This window comes from Streptomyces sp. NPDC058145, assembly GCF_042884245.1.
Classification (GTDB): Bacteria; Actinomycetota; Actinomycetes; order Streptomycetales; family Streptomycetaceae; genus Streptomyces.
Window position 1 is genome coordinate 346,637 of record NZ_JBHVUH010000003.1, and the last position, 15,663, is coordinate 362,299.

The following is a 15,663-nucleotide window of genomic DNA, read 5'->3' on the forward strand; positions in this document are numbered from 1 at the left end:
GCCCTGGCCGCCCGGTGGCCCGAAGGGCACGAGCGTTGCCTGCGTCACTTCGGCCCCGAGGACCGACCCGTGGGCCGCGGTGCGCTCATAGGGTGCTGCCCATGATGGTCCCCGCGGCCCTGCTGCTGCTCGGCGCCCTGACCGCCGTCGTCGGCCCGCGGCTGCTCGCCCGGGCGGACTGGCCCGACCGGGAGCCGGTGGTCGCCCTGTGGGCGTGGCAGTGCGTGGTGGCGGCCGTGCTGCTGTGCTGCGCGCTGTCGATGACGCTCAGCGCGGCCGCGGCCTGGCAGGCGGTACGCGGCCATGTGTTCGGTACGGCTCCGCGCGCGGTGGTGGACGCGTACGCCCTCGGCACGGCCGGCCCCTGGGCGGCGCCGATCGCGGTGACGCTGGCCTGCGGCGGGCTGTGGAGCCTGGCGATGCTGGTGCGCCAGGTCGTACCGGCCCGCTCGCGACGGCGGGTGCGCCGGGCCGAACTTCTTGTGCGGGCCCCGCTGTTGCCCGGCGAGGAGCCGGCGGGTGGTCGGCTGGTGGTGCTCGAGGGCGAGCGGCCCGACGCCTGGTGGCTGCCCGGTACGGCGCCCCGGCTCGTCGTCACCACGGCCGCCCTCACCCGGCTGAAGGGGCGTCAACTGGACGCTCTCCTCGCCCATGAGCAGGGGCACGCCCAGGCCCGGCACGACTGGCTGCTGCACTGCTCGACGGCGCTGGCGGACGGTTTCCCGCAGGTACCGGTCTTCGCCGCGTTCCGCGCCGAGATGCACCGCCTGGTCGAGCTGGCCGCCGACGACATGGCCTCCCGGCGCTTCGGCCGGCTGACGACCGCGCTCGCGCTGGTCGGACTCAACGAGGACCGGGGCGTGTTCGGGCCCTGCCCGACTCCGCAGGCGCACGTACCGCAGCGGGTGCACCGGCTGCTCACTCCCCCGGACCGCCTCCCGGCCCTGCACCGGCTGCGCCTGACCGCGACGGCGGCCCTGGTGCCGGTGGTCCCGGTCCTGGTGGCCTTCGTACCGGGCCTGCGGGCACTGGGCTAACGGCCGGCCCTGACATCCCGGCACCCCGGCACCCCGGCACCCCGGCACCCCGGCACCCCGGCACCCCGGCACCCCAGAGCATCCGCCGTTCCCCGATGAGCGACCCGGCGCCCGGGACGGTGGCCGTTGGGCCGTCCCTTCGACGAAGATCGCAGCATGCGCCGCCAGCCGACCCAGTCCCCGCCCCGCACACCGCCCCACCGCACCGCGGCCCGCGTGGCCGCCGCCCTCGCCGTCTGCTGCGCGCTGCTGCTGGCGGTCGTCGTGCTGCGGTGGCGTCCGCTGCTCGTCCTGGACGGCGACATCTCCATCACCACCCACCGCTGGGCGGTGAGCGATCACGGTGTCACGCACGCATTCCGCGTTCTCACGGACTGGGTCTGGGATCCGCTGACCATGCGCCTGGTGTGCGCCGCCGCGGCGGTGTGGCTCGGGTGGCGCCGCGCGGCCTGGTGGACGGCGCTGTGGCTGGCGGTCGCCGTGGCGCTGGCGACGATCCTGCAGCAGGGAGTGAAGACCGCCGTCGGGCGGCCCCGGCCGGCCTGGCCGAACCCCGTCGACAGCGCGCACTACGCGGCCTTTCCCTCCGGCCACGCCATGACGGCCACCGTCGTCTGCGGACTCCTGCTGTGGCTGCTGCACCGCCGCGGCGCCGGCCGGGCCCTGTGGCGTACGGCCGTCGCCGCGGCCGCCGTCTCGGTGGCCGGTGTGGGCCTGACCCGGGTGTGGCTGGGCGTCCACTGGCCCTCGGACGTGCTGGGCGGCTGGCTGCTGGGGGCGCTGGTGGTGGCCGTCGCCGTGGCGGTCTACGAGTGGCCGAGGGACGGCCGGACGGGCCCGACGCCCGGGTAGAGTCCGGCACATGGCTGCCGTGCTCTTCGATTTCTCCGGGACCCTGTTCCGTGTCGAGTCCACCGAGTCCTGGCTGAGTGCCGTGCTGGACGAGGCCGGACTCGCGCTCACCGGCCCCGAACTCAAGGAGGCCGCCGCCGCGTTGGAGGCGGCGGGCGCGCTGCCGGGCGGGGCGGACCCGGTCGCGGTGCCGGAGGAACTGGCCGGGCTGTGGGCCGTCCGGGACAAGAGCGCCGAGCAGCACCGGGCCGCGTACACCGGGCTGTGCCGGCGTGTGCCGCTGCCCGGCCCCGCGCTGCACGACGCGCTGTACGAGCGGCACATGTCCCCCGCCGCCTGGTCGCCGTACCAGGACGCCGCCGACGTGCTGAGCACGCTGCGCGAGCGCGGGATCGGCGTGGGCGTGGTCAGCAACATCGGCTGGGATCTGCGCCCGGTCTTCCGCGAGCACGGCCTCGACGCGTACGTGGACGCCTATGTGCTGTCGTACGAACACGGCGTGCAGAAGCCCGACCCGCGGCTGTTCTCGGCCGCCTGCGAGGAACTGGGCGCCGAGCCGCGTCAGGTGCTGATGGTCGGGGACGACAGAACGGCGGACGGCGGAGCGGCCGCGTTGGGCTGCCGCGTGCACTTCGTGGACCATCTGCCGGTGGCACAGCGGCCGGACGCGCTGCTGCCGGTCCTGGATCTGGTCGGCTGACCGGACCTCCGGGCTCCGGCGCTGCCCCGGCCGACCGGGACCCCGGTTCCCGGCGCCGCCCGGGCCGGCATGTTCACGCCGCCCGCCTGAGACGATCCCCCGCGTCGCCCCAGACGGACGGCAGCTCTGAACAGACTCCGCGCACGGCGGAGCCCCTGCGTCCGAGTATAGTTGGCTGGCAGCCAGTCAACGCAGGAGTTACAGGATGTCCCCGCGCAGCGCCTCGGTCAATGAAGAGTTGCGGCGGCGTTCCCGGGAGCGGCTGCTGCAGGCCGCGGTCGAACTGGTCGACGAGCACGGGTTTGAAGCCACCACGCTGGCCGACATCGCGGATCGAGCGGGTTCGGCGCGCGGCCTGGTGTCGTACTACTTCCCCGGCAAGCGGCAGCTCGTGCAGTCGGCCGTGCACCGGCTGATGCACCGCACGCTGGAGGAGGCGCTGGAGCGGGAGCCACGGACCGAGGACGGCCGCGAGCGCCTCGCCCGGGCCATCGACGCCATCCTGGGCCTCGCCCACGACCGCCCGGTGCTCATGCGCCAGCACATGGCCGGACTGCTCCAGGCCGAGGGCTTCGTGCAGTGCCCCGAGCAGCGGCGGCTGTCCGAGCTGCTGAGCGACACCGTCGGCCGGTACGGCTCGGCGGACGTGACGGCCGACTACCCGATGCTGCGGGCCACGCTGATGGGGGCGGTGTTCGCGGCCCTGGTGCCCGGGGTGCCGATGCCGGTCCCGGCGCTGCGGGCCGAGCTGTTCAAGCGGTACCGGCTCGACTGGGAGCTGGGCACGCCGCCGGGCAGCGGCACGGACGCCGCGGCGGCCCGGTGCCAGGACCTGTCGCGCTTCTTCGCGACCGAGGAGCGGGCCGAGCAGGCATCATCCCGGGAGCCGACCGAGTAGGCGGCACCTGGGCAGCCGACCGAGTAGGCGGCACCTGGGCAGCCGACCGAGTAGGCGGCGTCCAGGAAGCCGGCCGAGTAGGCGGCGTCCAGGAAGCCGGCCGAGTAGGCGGCGTCCAGGAAGCCGGGCGAGTAGGCGGCGTCCGGGAAGCCGGCCGAGCGGGCGGCACCAGGAGCCGGTGTCGCCGTGCGGACCCGCGTCCTGGTCACCCTCCCGGCCCCTGCCGCCCCGGGCCGGGCGGTGCCATGCTGGAACCGTCCGCACACTCTTCTCCTTCGGGGCAAGGAGTACCGCCGTGCTGCGTGTCGCCGTCGTCGGTTCCGGGCCGAGCGGGTGCTACACCGCCCAGAACCTGGTCCAGCTCGATCCCGAGGTCCACGTGGACGTGCTGGACCGGCTGCCGTGCCCCTACGGCCTGGTGCGGTACGGCGTCGCCCCGGACCACGAGAAGATCAAGTCCCTGCAGGGCAGCCTGCGCGCGGTGCTGGAGCACGACCGGGTGCGGTTCCTCGGCGGGATCCGGGTGGGCGGCCCGGGCGGGCTGCCCGTGGAGCGGCTGCGGGAGCTGTACGACGCGGTCGTGTACTGCGTGGGCGCCGCGACCGACCGCCGGCTGGGCATCCCCGGCGAGGAGCTGCCGGGGAGCTGGTCGGCGACGGAGTTCGTCTCCTGGTACAGCGCCCATCCCGACGCGGCGGACGCCGGGTTCGTGCGCGGGGTGCGGTCGGCCGTGGTCATCGGGGTGGGCAACGTGGCCGTGGACGTCACGCGGATGCTGGCGCGGGGCCCCGGCGAGCTGCGTCCGACGGACATGCCGCAGGCGGCGCTGGACGCGCTGGCGGCGAGCGAGGTCGCCGAGGTCCACATGGTCGGCCGGCGCGGTCCCTCGCAGGCCCGTTTCACCACCAAGGAGCTGCGCGAGCTGGGCGGCCTGCCCGGCACCGAGGTGTCGGTGGACGCGGGCGAGCTGGCACTCGATCCCGGGTGCGCCGACCCGGCGGCGCTGCCGGCCGTGCAGCGCCGCAACGTGGAGGCGCTGCGCGGGTGGACGGCGGACCAGCCCGGCCGGGCCGTCCGCCGGATCCGGCTGCGGTTCTTCCTGCGGCCGGTGGAACTGCTCGCGCGGGACGGCCGGGTGGGTGCCGTGCGCTTCGAACGGACCGCGCCGGACGGCCACGGGGGCGTGACGGGCACGGGCCGCTTCGAGACCGTGGCGGCACAGTTGGTGCTGCGGTCGGTCGGCTACCGCGGAGTGCCGCTGGACGGGCTGCCGTTCGACGCCGCGAGCGGCACCGTGCCGCACCGGCAGGGCCGCGTGCTGCGCGAGGGCGCCACCTCACCGGGCGAGTACGTCGCCGGATGGATCAAGCGCGGTCCTACGGGGGTCATCGGCACCAACCGGCCGTGCGCCAAGGAGACGGTCACCTCCCTGCTCATGGACGCGCCCGCGCTCGTGGGCGACCGGATGCCCGACGACCCGCTCCCGGCGATGCGGGCGGCCGGGATCGAGCCGGTGCCGTGGACGGGCTGGCTGGCCATCGCGCGCGCCGAGGCGGAGCTGGGCGCGCGGCTGGGGCGGGGCGTGGTCAAACTGCCCGACTGGGACGCCCTGCTGGCGGCGGCCCGCACCGCGTAGCGGAGTCGACGGCGCCCGGGTGGGCATGACACACACCGGCAACACCGCAGAAATCAACAAACTGTTCAAGGCCCTTACGGTCTCGTGCTGTCCGGCTGCCACTCCCCCACCCGCCGCTCTGGAGTCCCCATGTCCACGACCGCAGACACACACCCCGTCGACGAGATACCACCGGCACGACAGCTCGCCGCCTTCGGCCTGCAGCATGTGCTCGCGATGTACGCGGGTGCGGTCGCGGTGCCGCTGATCGTGGGCGGCGCGATGAAGCTGTCGCCCGCCGACCTGGCCTATCTGATCACCGCCGACCTGTTGGTGTGCGGCATCGCCACGCTGATCCAGTGCGTCGGCTGCTGGCGGTTCGGTGTGCGGCTGCCGATCATGCAGGGCTGCACGTTCGCGGCCGTGTCGCCGATGGTGCTCATCGGGACGACGGGCGGCGGGCTGCCCGCCATCTACGGCTCGGTGATCGTCGCGGGTCTTGCGATCATGCTGCTCGCGCCGGTCTTCGGGCGGCTGCTGCGCTTCTTTCCGCCGCTGGTCACCGGCACGGTGATCCTGATCATCGGCCTCTCGCTGCTCCCGGTCGCGGGCAACTGGGCCGCGGGCGGCGCCGGCGCGAAGGACTTCGGCGAGCCGAGGAACCTGGCGCTGGCGGCCTTCGTGCTCGCGGTGGTGCTGGGCGTGCAGCGGTTCGCGCCCGCGTTCCTGAGCCGGATCGCCGTCCTCACCGGCATCGTCGTGGGCCTGGCGGTGGCCGTGCCCCTCGGGTTCACCGACTTCGGCGGCGTCGGCGACGCGGACTGGGTGGGCATCAGTACCCCGTTCCACTTCGGGGCGCCGGAGTTCAGGGCGTCGGCGATCGTGTCCATGCTGGTGGTGGCGCTGGTGACGATGACGGAGACGACCGGTGACCTGATCGCGGTCGGTGAGATGACGGAGCGGCGGGTCGAGCCGCGCTCCCTGGCCGACGGGCTGCGCGCGGACGGCCTGTCGACCGTCCTCGGCGGTGTGTTCAACACCTTTCCGTACACGGCGTACGCGCAGAACGTGGGGCTGGTCGGGATGACCCGGGTGCGCAGCCGGTGGGTGGTCGCGGCGGCCGGCGGCATCCTCGTGCTGCTCGGTCTGCTGCCCAAGCTGGGAGCGGTGGTCGCGGCGATTCCGGCGCCGGTGCTCGGCGGGGCGGGCCTGGTGATGTTCGGCAGCGTCGCGGCGAGCGGCCTGCGGACGCTGGCCCGGGTCGACTTCAGGGGCAATGACAACCTGACGGTGGTGGCCGTCTCGGTGGCGGTCGGCATGCTGCCGGTGGGGGTGCCCACGGTCTACGCGAAGTTCCCGGACTGGTTCCAGACGGTGATGAACAGCGGCATCAGCGCGGGCTGCCTGACCGCGATCGTGCTGAACCTGCTGTTCAACCACTTCCCGAATCGGGCCGGTTCGGCGGCGGCCGAGGCCGACGCGGGGACCGGGGCCGAGGCCGGGGCGCTGCCGGCCGGAGGCGGCGAGGAGGGAACCGGCGGAACGGCCCCCGGTACGGCGTGAGCCGGTGACGGGGCGGCGGCCTGTGCCGCCGCCCGGTCACTTCCCGCGGAACAGCCCCGTGGGCACCGCGTCCGCCAGCACCCCGTACCCCTTCGGGTCGAGATGCAGCCAGTCTCCGTCGTGGAGGCCGGGGAGCAGCCGGGCCGGGTGGGCCGGGTCCCGTACCGCGCGGTCGAAGTCGATCACCGAGTCGAAGTGGCCGGGGGTGCGGATCCAGGCGTTGACACGCTGCCGGGACGCCTCCCGCTCCCCCGCCGCGTCGTCGTAAGGGGTGTTGCCGCCGAACGGTGTCAGGGTCGCGCCGTAGACGCGGATGCCCTGGGCGTGGGCGCGGACGACGATCTGCTCGTAGCCGGCGATCAGATCGTCGGTGACGGCGCGCTGGGCCTCGGGGGCGGCGTCGGCGGTTCCGATGTCGTTCACGCCTTCGAAGAGGACCAGCCAGGAGACCCCGCTGCGGGAGAGGACGTCCCGATCCAGCCGGGCGAGCACATTGGGGCCGACTCCGTCGGCGAGCACGCGGTTGCCGCCGGCGGCCTGGTTCAGCACGGCGACGTCCGAGGTGGCACTGCGAGCGCGGAGCCGGTCGGCGAGCCGGTCCGGCCAGCGGTCGTTGCCGTTGGTCGTGGAACCGCGGCCGTCGGTGAGCGAGTCGCCCACCACGGCCACCGCCGCCGCCCGGCCGGGTGACAGCACCTCCACATCGCTGAGCAGGTACCAGTGATTCACCGCGGTCGCGGCCGGCAGGTCCGGGTCCCCGGTGTGGTCGCCGTGCTGGAGGTACGAGGTGGTGCGCGACCCCGGGTGCGAGGTCAGCGCGAGCGACGGCTGGCCCTGGGCGGTGTACGCCGTCACGGTCAGGTCGGATCCGGGACGCAGGCCGAAGTCGACCGGGTCCGAGACCAGTTGGGCACCGACCGGGACCGTCGCGGCGTCCCGTCCGGCGAAGGTCACCCGGCGCAGGCTGCCGGGTTCGACCGCGCTGACCCCGGCCCGGCCGCCCTCGGGCAGCGCCACGGTCACCGCGGTCAGCGGCAGCGGGGTGTCGCCGTAGGCGTTGGAGAACCGCAGTCGGAGGTGCCGGCCGCCGATGGTGACGTGGACGGTCTGCCGCAGCGTCGTGTCGGCGAGCACCGAGCGCTCACCGGTGAACGGCGCGGGCGGCAGGTTCCCGGGCTCGGTCAGCTGCGGCACACCGGTCCAGGTGTGCACCCAGTGCGGACCCGCCGCGGCGCCCGGAGCCGTCGGCCGTCCCGGGCCGGGCCGCTCGAGTACGGCCTTGAGCGCCGAGGACGCGACGAACAGGGCGAGCACCAGGACACAGAGCGTGAGGAGGGTGGCGATCGACGTTCTGCTGAACGGCTTCACGGATGCATCGTGGCATGGACACCCCCTTCATGGAAGCGCTCCCACGAGACTTCCGGGTGACCGGAAACCGACTACGGGAGGCGTTGACCAGAAAGCGCTTACCCCTTACGTTCCCGTTCATCAACGTGACCAATTGGCCCGTCAGTTGAGGTCATGAGGTCATGAACTCCCCCATGCGCGTTCCACATGGCGTACGTCATTCACGTACACCAACCGACCCCCACTCGAAGGGACGCACCCGCATGCGAAAGCGACACCTCACCACAGCGGCGACGGCCGCCGTGGCCCTCGCGGCCGCGGCCGTGCTCGCGCTGCCCCAGGCGGCCGGTGCGGCCGACAACGCACCCGTCGGATTCGGCGCCGGCACGACGGGCGGCGGCGGCGCCGCGGCGGTGACCGTCTCCACGTCCGACGCCTTCAAGGCGGCCGTCGCCGGCGGTTCGGCGAAGGTCGTGAAGGTGAACGGCCTGATCTCGCTGAGCGGCCAGATCGACATCGGCTCCAACACCACGGTCCTCGGCGTCGGTTCGTCCTCCGGGTTCACCGGCGGCGGACTGCGCCTGAAGAAGGTCACCAACGTCGTCGTCCGCAACCTCAACCTCAGCAGGGCCGTCAAGTCCGACGCGGTCACCGTGCAGGCCTCGACGAAGGTGTGGATCGATCACAACACCCTGTCCTCGGACCGCGATCACGGCAAGGACTACTACGACGGCCTGGTCGACATCACCCACGGGTCCGACTACGTGACCGTCTCCTGGAACACCTTCAAGGACCACTACAAGGGCTCGCTCGTCGGCCACAGCGACAGCAACGCGAGCGAGGACACCGGGCATCTGCGGGTGACGTACCACCACAACTGGTTCAACAACGTCAACTCCCGCATCCCGAGCCTGCGTTTCGGCACCGGGCACTTCTACGACAACTACGTCGTCGGCGCCGAGACCGCCGTGCACTCGCGGATGGGCGCGCAGATGCTGGTCGAGAACAACGTCTTCCGCGGCACCCAGGTGGCCGTCACCACCAGCCGGGACAGCGATGTCGACGGTTACGCCAACCTGCGCGGCAACGACCTCGGCGGAGCCACGACCGAGATCTCGCGAACCGGCACCTTCACCAACCCCCCGTACGGCTACACCGCAGAACCCGCGTCCGCTGTCGTCGCCTCGGTGACGGCCGGTGCCGGCGCCGGAAAGATCTGACCACCCCCCACTCGGAGGAAGGCATTCGGGACATGACCTCAAGGGCACTCACGCGCGCGGGATCGGGCCGCGCACTGCTGGGCGGACTCGCCGCCCTCAGCCTGTCGGTTGGCATGATCATGATTGACGGAGCCACGGCGAACGCCGCGACCTGGCCCTCGGCCAACGGCAGCGAGGCGGTGACGTCCACCTTCTCGGTCTCCGGCACCAAGGACTACGGGATGAAGCGCCTGTACGGCTCCGGGGACCTGGGCACCGGCAGCCAGGACGAGGACCAGGGGCCCATCCTGGAACTCGCGCCCGGCGCGGTGGTCAAGAACGTCATCATCGGCTCACCGGCCGCGGACGGCATCCACTGCCTGGGCAGTTGCACCCTGCAGAACGTGTGGTGGGAGGACGTCGGCGAGGACGCGGCCACGTTCCTCGGCTCCTCGTCCTCCAACGTCTACACCGTCAGCGGCGGCGGGGCGAAGGAGGCCGGCGACAAGGTGTTCCAGTTCAACGGCGCCGGGACGCTGAACGTCTCGAACTTCGCCGTGAAGAACTTCGGCACCTTCGCCCGCTCGTGCGGCAACTGCAAGACGCAGTACAAGCGCACGATCAACCTCAACTCCATCGAGGCGACGTACAAGGGCAGCAAGCTCGTCGGCATCAACACCAACTACGGCGACAGCGCGACCCTGAAGAACATCACCATCGTCGGCGACAGCAGCAAGAAGATCGTCCCGTGCCAGAAGTACACCGGCAACAACACGGGCAAGGAGCCGTCGACGAACGGCTCGGGTGCCGACGGCACCTACTGCAAGTACTCGTCCTCGGACATCACCTACAAGTGAGCGCCCGAAGGGCGTGAAGGGCCGCCGTCCCGCCGGGGCGGCGGCCTCCACACGTGCGGAGGCGGAGCTATCTCGCGCGGCCCCGCGGCCCCAGCGAGGCGGACAGCTCTTCCTGGTAGTCCGCGTAGGCCGCGCGCAGGGCCTCCCCCGGCCAGTCGGCGGGCAGCAGGCCGGCCGGCAGGACGGGGTCGGTGAGCAGGTGGCGCACGGCCGCAGCGAAGGCGGTGAGGCGGTCGGCCGGCCGACGGGCCGCGGCCGCGTGGGCGAGCAGGGTGCGCGCGGTGGCGGCCCACTCGTCCAGGGGCCACAGCCGCGCGGCCAGGTCGCGCGGGTCGCCGTCTGGGCGCGCCGTGTATGACAGCGTCACGCGCGTGAGGCCGGCGGGCAGCGGCCGGCCGAGGTTGGCCGGGCGCAGCCACACGCCCTCGCGGAGTTCGGCCAGGCGCAGGGCGGTCAGGCGGGTGCGCAGATCGGCCCTTTCGGCGGGACCGCGGCCCGTCGCCGTGATCACCAGCATCTCCCAGTCGCCGTGCCACGCGCGCGTGCTGGGGCGCAGCGCCTCGTCCTGGCGGCACTGACGGGCCAGCAGCCGGTCGCTGAGCCGGTAGACCGCGTCGGTGCGCCGGAGGTCGCCCGCCGCCACCATCCGGCTGAGCGCGGCCCGCAGCGTGGAGCCGCCCACCCCGAAGGGTTCCACCAGCCCGACCAGGTCCCTCACCGGCAGCTCGGGCGGGTGCGCGCCCAGGAGCAGGCTCAGCACGACCGACCGCGCGGACAGGGGCCGCAGCGCGGCCCCGCCCGGCTCGGCTGACACGTTCATGCGCATGGGCACACACTGTACGGAGACTTCTTGTTGCATCATTGCTACAGCCGTACGAGGAGTGCAACATGGCTTCATGGTCTCGACATCCGCGCAGCCCCAGTCGCAGTACGCCACCCACGACGTCACCAACCAGGCTCCGCCCCTGGCCCCGTACGACGCCTCGGAGGACCGGGCCCTGCTGGAGGGCCTGCGCCGGGAGGGCGCCGACTGGGCCGAGGTCGGCCTGAGGCGGTTGGGGCGGCAGGCCGGCAGCGCGGAGGCCCAGGAGTGGGGCGAGCTGGCCAATCTGCACGAGCCGGAGCTGCGCACCCACGACCGCTACGGCCACCGGGTCGACGAGGTCGAGTTCCACCCCAGCTGGCACCATCTGATGCGGACGGCGGTCGCCGAGGGCCTGGCCGGCGCCCCATGGGCGGACGACCGCACCGGCGCCCACGTGGCCCGTACGGCGGGCGGCCTGGTGTGGGGGCACACGGAGGCCGGGCACGGCTGCCCGACCTCGATGACGTACGCCGCCGTGCCCGCGCTGCGCGCCCAGCCGGACCTCGCCAAGGTCTACGAGCCGCTGCTGACCAGCCGCGAGTACGAGCCCGGGCTGCGCGTCCCCACCGAGAAGCCCGGGCTGCTCGCCGGAATGGGCATGACCGAGAAGCAGGGCGGTTCCGACGTCCGCACCAACACCACCGTGGCGACACCCACCGGTGAGGCGGGCGTCTACACGCTGCGCGGGCACAAGTGGTTCACCTCGGCGCCCATGTGCGACGTCTTCCTGGTGCTCGCGCAGGCTCCGGGCGGCCTGTCGTGCTTCCTGGTGCCGCGCGTGCTGCCGGACGGCAGCCGGAACACGTTCCGCATCCAGCGGCTGAAGGACAAGCTCGGCAACCGGTCGAACGCCTCCTCCGAGCCGGAGTTCGACCGGACGGTGGCCTGGCTGGTCGGGCCGGAGGGCCGGGGGGTGAAGACGATCATCGAGATGGTCAACTGCACCCGGCTGGACTGCGTGATGTCCTCGGCGACCCTGATGCGCAAGACACTCGTCGAGGCGGGCCATCACGCCCGTCACCGCAGCGCGTTCGGCGCCCGGCTGATCGACCAGCCGCTGATGCGCAACGTCCTGGCCGACCTCGCGCTGGAGTCGGAGGCGGCGACCACGCTCACCCTGCGGCTGGCCGGCGCCGCGGACCGGGCGGTGCGCGGGGACGCCGGGGAGCGGGCCTTCCGGCGGATCGCCACCGCCGTGGGCAAGTACTGGGTCACCAAACGGGGCCCGGCGTTCACCGCGGAGGCCCTGGAGTGCCTGGGGGGCAACGGGTACGTCGAGGACTCCGGGATGCCCCGCCACTACCGGGAGGCCCCGCTGCTCTCCATCTGGGAGGGCTCGGGCAACGTCAACGCACTCGACGTGCTGCGCGCCCTGGGACGGGAACCGGACACCGCCGAGGCCCTGTTCGGCGAACTCGCCCTCGCGCGCGGGGCGGACGCGAGGCTGGACGCCACCGTGGCCGGGCTGAGGACGCAGTTGGCCGAAACCGGGCAGGTGGGCGCCCGCCGGCTGGTCGAGCGGATGGCGCTCGCGCTGCAGGCGTCCCTGCTGGTCCGGCACGCCCCCCACCCGGTGGCGGACGCCTTCTGCGCGACCCGGCTGGGCGGCGACTGGGGACACTCGTTCGGCACGCTGCCCGCCGGGACCGGCCTGGACGCGATCCTGGAGCGGGCGCTGCCCGTCCTGAGCTGAGCTCCTACGGGCGAGGGGCGCGACCTGACGCGCCGTGGCCGGTGACAGCCGACGGATCGCACACAGTCAGCGCATGCTCGCGCATCGTTGTCACTGCCGTGGTGCAGACTCGCGATCAGGTGCCACTCGTCTGGGGGAGGGGATCGTGTTCACCGGGATCGACGAGGTCGACTGGGCCTCGCTGCGGCACGCGTACGGCAGCGCACGGGACGTGCCCGGATGGCTGCGCGGACTGGCGTCCGCGGACGCCGCCGAGCGGCAGACCGCGCTGGACGGCATGTACGGCACGGTGCACCACGAGGGGAACGTGTACGACTCGACGCTCGCCTGCGTTCCCTTCCTGTTCTCGCTCGCTGCCCGCGAGGCGGTGCCGGAGCGGGGCTGCATCGTGGAACTGCTGGTGAGCATCGGGGCGGAGAGCGGGGACGCACGCGCGCGCGAGGCGGTCCGGGCGGACGGCGAGGTGTTCGTGTCGCTGCTCGGGGATCCGGACCCGGGGGTGCGGCGGGCGGCGGCCGGCGCGGTGGTCCGGTTCGTCGACGACCCGGCGCGCGTGCTGGGGATGTTGCGGCAGCGGATCCCGGTCGAGCGGGACGGCCGGGTGCTGCTCGCCCTCACCGAGTCCGTCGGTGTGTTCGTGCGCCGGTACCCGGCACGGGCCGCCGCGGTGGACCTGCTGGCCGCGCAGAGCGCCCCGCCGCACGACCCCGGGCTGCGTCTCGCGGCGCTCGGCCAGCTCGCGCTCGGTGTCCCCGGCCGGCTTCCCGCCGACCTGGTGCCGACGGCCGTCCGGCTGCTGCGGGAGCGGTCCGCCCGCCGCGCCCGCGTCCCGGACCGCTCCGCCAACGACACTCTGGTGGGGCGATTACGGCGGCTGCGCCCCTCGGACGAGGAGGGCGCCCGGCTGCTGCGCACGCTGCACACCGCGCTCGGCGACCGGACCGGTGACCGGATCACCCTGCTGACCGGGCAGTTGACCAGTCCCGACCCGGTCGACCGGGGCAACGCCGTGTGGATGGCGGCGGTGCTGTTCCGCGGCTGGCGGGCCGGCTTCGCCGGGCCGGTGGCCCTGGTCGGCAGTCAACTGGGGGCGGAGGAGGAGTGGTTGCGGGACACGGCGGTCTCCGTTCTGTCGGAGCTGTTCCGTCTGGCCGCTCCGGCGGCGGACGACCTGCACGCGCTGGTGACCTCCCGGCCCGATCTGTGGACCCACCGCTGGGAACGCGGCTCGCCCACCGTGGGCGGCGCCCTCAAGGCTCTTGCCCGCAGCGGCGATCCGCGGGCCGTCCCGGTTCTGGCCCAGGTCCTGGCCGGCCCGGTCGTGCCCGGCGGTCTGGGGGACGAGATCGCGCATCTGGGCCCGGTCGCCGCTCCCCTCGCCCCCGCGCTGCGGCACCGGCTGGGGCGGATTGCGCTGGACTCGCCGGCCGTGGACACCCGGGCCGCGCCGCTGCTGACGGCGCTCAGGGCCATCGGGGACGCGGACGCGGTGCCGGAGGTGCTACGGCTGCTGACCGGTGCCCCGGACGGCCTCGGGGCACGGGACAGAGTCGCCGGACAGGCCGTCCGGACACTGGACGCCCTCGGCGCCGCCACCCGGGCGGCACCGGTCCTGCGCGCACTGCTGCACACCCGGCACGCGGCCGCGGCGGCGGGCGCGCTGTGGTCGGCCGACGGTGACGCCCCGGCCGTGCTTCCCGTGCTGGTGCGGGAGCTGACACAGGGCGAGCCGGGCATCCGCCGCCTGTCCGCGCGGCAGTTGGCCAGGATGGGCCCGGCGGCCCGTGCGGCCCTGCCGGAGCTCCGCCGGGCGGCGGCATCGGGACAGGCCGGGCAGCGGGCCCTCGCCGCGTGCGCGCTGTGGCACGTCGGTGGGGACCCGGAACCCGTGCTGCCGGTGCTCCGGGCCGCCTGGTCGGAGAGTCCCGGCACCCGGGTCCCGATCGCGCGGTGCCTCGCCGCGATGGGCCCGGCGGGCGCGTCGATGCGGGATCTCGTGATCGCGGAACTGGCCGCCCCACGGCGGCACACGGCACACGCGGGCGGACACGGCGGCCGGGCGATCGCCGAGGACGAGGCGCTGCTCAGGACCTGCGAGGAGGTGCTGGCCGGGCCGGCCCAATTCTCATGAGCCTCTTCCGGCTCACGCGGGACGCGGAGGCCCGTGGGCCGTCGTGGTCTGCGGGCCGGGAGCCCGTGGGCCGTCGTGGTCCAAGGGACGCCGGGAGCCCGTCAGGCGGCCGGCATGATCCGCGGGACGCCCGGAGGCACCCGGCCGTGTTCCGGCGCGGCCGGGAGCGTCACCACGTCATCCGTCCGCCCTGAGGTCCCAGCCGGGCCCATTCCGCGTCCCAGTCGTCCATGCGGCGGCGTTCCAGCCGGCCGCGGAGGGCGAGTCCGCCGACGAAGGGCACGGCGGCGGCGCTCAACCCGACCAGGCCGCCCATGAGAGCGGCGCGGAAGGTGGCCTCGGACGCGGTGGCCGGGCGGCTGACGAGGTGCCCCCGCGGGTCGGTCCACACGGTGACCGGGCTGCCGGCCGCGCTGCCCGGCGCGACCCGGGCCTGGCCGGTGTGCACCGAGCCGTCGGCGCCGGCCCAGCGCACCTGTGCCCAGACCCGCTCGCCGGAGGCCTCGGAAGCGGATCTTCCGGGGGCCCGGGCGACCACGCGGGCCACGGAAGGCTGCCAGGCGGCGCGCTCCCGGGCCAGTCCCTGCTCCACCGACCGGGCGGCGGCGAGGCCGGCCGACACCCCCACTAGGACGGTCAGCAGCCAGGCGGCGAGCACCACCCAGGCCTCCAGCACGTCGGCCCGGCGCCGCAGCGGATTGCGCCGCCAGCGCCACAGCCACACCTTGGGACCACGGAACGCCTTCAAAGGCATCCTCCTCACGAGCGCACCGACAGGCCGGACCGCACTCCCATACGGGCGCGGCCGCCCCGTTGCTCACGACGAACCGTCACCCCGACGGTCGCACGAGAGCCCGCTCCCGCGCAGGCGCATGACACAACGCATCGGCGCCGGTCCGCGCGACG

13 protein-coding genes are annotated in these 15,663 nt (G+C 73.9%); 10 read left to right on the plus strand and 3 right to left on the minus strand.

The window, feature by feature from the left end:
• Positions 1-101 precede the first annotated feature (101 nt).
• The 6 genes from ACFVVO_RS08450 (at position 102) to ACFVVO_RS08475 (ending at position 6,665) form a co-directional block, all read left to right on the plus strand.
• Positions 102-1,037 (plus strand): M56 family metallopeptidase, encoded by a 936-nt coding sequence (locus ACFVVO_RS08450; RefSeq protein ID WP_390052893.1) that lies wholly within the window; start codon positions 102-104, stop codon positions 1,035-1,037.
• A gap of 156 nt (positions 1,038-1,193) precedes the next feature.
• On the plus strand, positions 1,194-1,889 hold the full coding sequence (locus tag ACFVVO_RS08455; RefSeq protein ID WP_390052895.1) for a phosphatase PAP2 family protein: 696 nt from the start codon (positions 1,194-1,196) through the stop codon (positions 1,887-1,889).
• A gap of 10 nt (positions 1,890-1,899) precedes the next feature.
• The gene (locus tag ACFVVO_RS08460) at positions 1,900-2,589 is read left to right on the plus strand and encodes an HAD family hydrolase (RefSeq protein WP_390052897.1); all 690 of its coding nucleotides are present in this window, start codon (positions 1,900-1,902) and stop codon (positions 2,587-2,589) included.
• 205 nt (positions 2,590-2,794) lie between these two features.
• Positions 2,795-3,487 carry a TetR/AcrR family transcriptional regulator gene (locus tag ACFVVO_RS08465; protein WP_390052899.1) on the plus strand — a complete coding sequence of 231 codons (693 nt, stop codon included), beginning with the start codon at positions 2,795-2,797 and terminating at the stop codon, positions 3,485-3,487.
• 295 nt (positions 3,488-3,782) lie between these two features.
• Complete coding sequence (locus tag ACFVVO_RS08470; RefSeq protein ID WP_390052901.1) at positions 3,783-5,123, plus strand: FAD-dependent oxidoreductase; 1,341 nt, start codon at positions 3,783-3,785, stop codon at positions 5,121-5,123.
• Positions 5,124-5,252: 129 nt separating this feature from the next.
• Positions 5,253-6,665 carry a nucleobase:cation symporter-2 family protein gene (locus ACFVVO_RS08475; RefSeq protein ID WP_390052903.1) on the plus strand — a complete coding sequence of 471 codons (1,413 nt, stop codon included), beginning with the start codon at positions 5,253-5,255 and terminating at the stop codon, positions 6,663-6,665.
• Between the two features lie 36 nt (positions 6,666-6,701).
• On the opposite strand, the gene ACFVVO_RS08480 is transcribed toward ACFVVO_RS08475, so the two are convergent.
• The gene (locus tag ACFVVO_RS08480) at positions 6,702-8,033 is read right to left on the minus strand and encodes an SGNH/GDSL hydrolase family protein (RefSeq protein WP_390052905.1); all 1,332 of its coding nucleotides are present in this window, start codon (positions 8,031-8,033) and stop codon (positions 6,702-6,704) included.
• A gap of 242 nt (positions 8,034-8,275) precedes the next feature.
• Here ACFVVO_RS08480 and ACFVVO_RS08485 point away from each other — a divergent pair, with 242 nt between their 5' ends.
• Both ACFVVO_RS08485 and ACFVVO_RS08490 read left to right on the plus strand, forming a co-directional pair.
• Positions 8,276-9,232, plus strand: coding sequence for a polysaccharide lyase family 1 protein (locus ACFVVO_RS08485; protein WP_390052907.1), 957 nt, complete (start codon positions 8,276-8,278; stop codon positions 9,230-9,232).
• 32 nt (positions 9,233-9,264) lie between these two features.
• Positions 9,265-10,068 carry a pectate lyase gene (locus ACFVVO_RS08490; RefSeq protein WP_390052908.1) on the plus strand — a complete coding sequence of 268 codons (804 nt, stop codon included), beginning with the start codon at positions 9,265-9,267 and terminating at the stop codon, positions 10,066-10,068.
• Between the two features lie 67 nt (positions 10,069-10,135).
• Here the strand turns inward: ACFVVO_RS08490 and ACFVVO_RS08495 are convergent, their stop codons facing one another.
• Positions 10,136-10,894 carry a PaaX family transcriptional regulator C-terminal domain-containing protein gene (locus ACFVVO_RS08495; protein ID WP_390052909.1) on the minus strand — a complete coding sequence of 253 codons (759 nt, stop codon included), beginning with the start codon at positions 10,892-10,894 and terminating at the stop codon, positions 10,136-10,138.
• 70 nt (positions 10,895-10,964) lie between these two features.
• On the opposite strand from ACFVVO_RS08495, the gene ACFVVO_RS08500 reads away from it, so the two are divergent.
• Positions 10,965-12,626: a DNA alkylation response protein gene (locus ACFVVO_RS08500; protein ID WP_390052910.1), complete on the plus strand. Its 1,662-nt coding sequence runs from the start codon at positions 10,965-10,967 to the stop codon at positions 12,624-12,626.
• A gap of 145 nt (positions 12,627-12,771) precedes the next feature.
• Positions 12,772-14,757, plus strand: coding sequence for a HEAT repeat domain-containing protein (locus ACFVVO_RS08505; RefSeq protein WP_390052912.1), 1,986 nt, complete (start codon positions 12,772-12,774; stop codon positions 14,755-14,757).
• Positions 14,758-14,926: 169 nt separating this feature from the next.
• On the opposite strand, the gene ACFVVO_RS08510 is transcribed toward ACFVVO_RS08505, so the two are convergent.
• A complete protein-coding gene (locus ACFVVO_RS08510) occupies positions 14,927-15,511 on the minus strand; it encodes a hypothetical protein (RefSeq protein WP_390052914.1) in 585 nt (194 codons plus the stop codon).
• Between the last annotated feature and the right edge of the window lie 152 nt (positions 15,512-15,663).

What these genes read in the sequence shown, in the direction of transcription:
- ACFVVO_RS08450 (WP_390052893.1), top strand. Translation starts at nt 102, where the DNA reads ATGATGGTCCCCGCGGCCCTGCTGCTGCTCGGCGCCCTGACCGCCGTC.
- ACFVVO_RS08455 (WP_390052895.1), top strand. Translation starts at nt 1,194, where the DNA reads ATGCGCCGCCAGCCGACCCAGTCCCCGCCCCGCACACCGCCCCACCGC.
- ACFVVO_RS08460 (WP_390052897.1), top strand. Translation starts at nt 1,900, where the DNA reads ATGGCTGCCGTGCTCTTCGATTTCTCCGGGACCCTGTTCCGTGTCGAG.
- ACFVVO_RS08465 (WP_390052899.1), top strand. Translation starts at nt 2,795, where the DNA reads ATGTCCCCGCGCAGCGCCTCGGTCAATGAAGAGTTGCGGCGGCGTTCC.
- ACFVVO_RS08475 (WP_390052903.1), top strand. Translation starts at nt 5,253, where the DNA reads ATGTCCACGACCGCAGACACACACCCCGTCGACGAGATACCACCGGCA.
- ACFVVO_RS08485 (WP_390052907.1), top strand. Translation starts at nt 8,276, where the DNA reads ATGCGAAAGCGACACCTCACCACAGCGGCGACGGCCGCCGTGGCCCTC.
- ACFVVO_RS08490 (WP_390052908.1), top strand. Translation starts at nt 9,265, where the DNA reads ATGACCTCAAGGGCACTCACGCGCGCGGGATCGGGCCGCGCACTGCTG.
- ACFVVO_RS08495 (WP_390052909.1), bottom strand. Translation starts at nt 10,894, where the DNA reads ATGCGCATGAACGTGTCAGCCGAGCCGGGCGGGGCCGCGCTGCGGCCC.
- ACFVVO_RS08500 (WP_390052910.1), top strand. Translation starts at nt 10,965, where the DNA reads ATGGTCTCGACATCCGCGCAGCCCCAGTCGCAGTACGCCACCCACGAC.
- ACFVVO_RS08510 (WP_390052914.1), bottom strand. Translation starts at nt 15,511, where the DNA reads ATGCCTTTGAAGGCGTTCCGTGGTCCCAAGGTGTGGCTGTGGCGCTGG.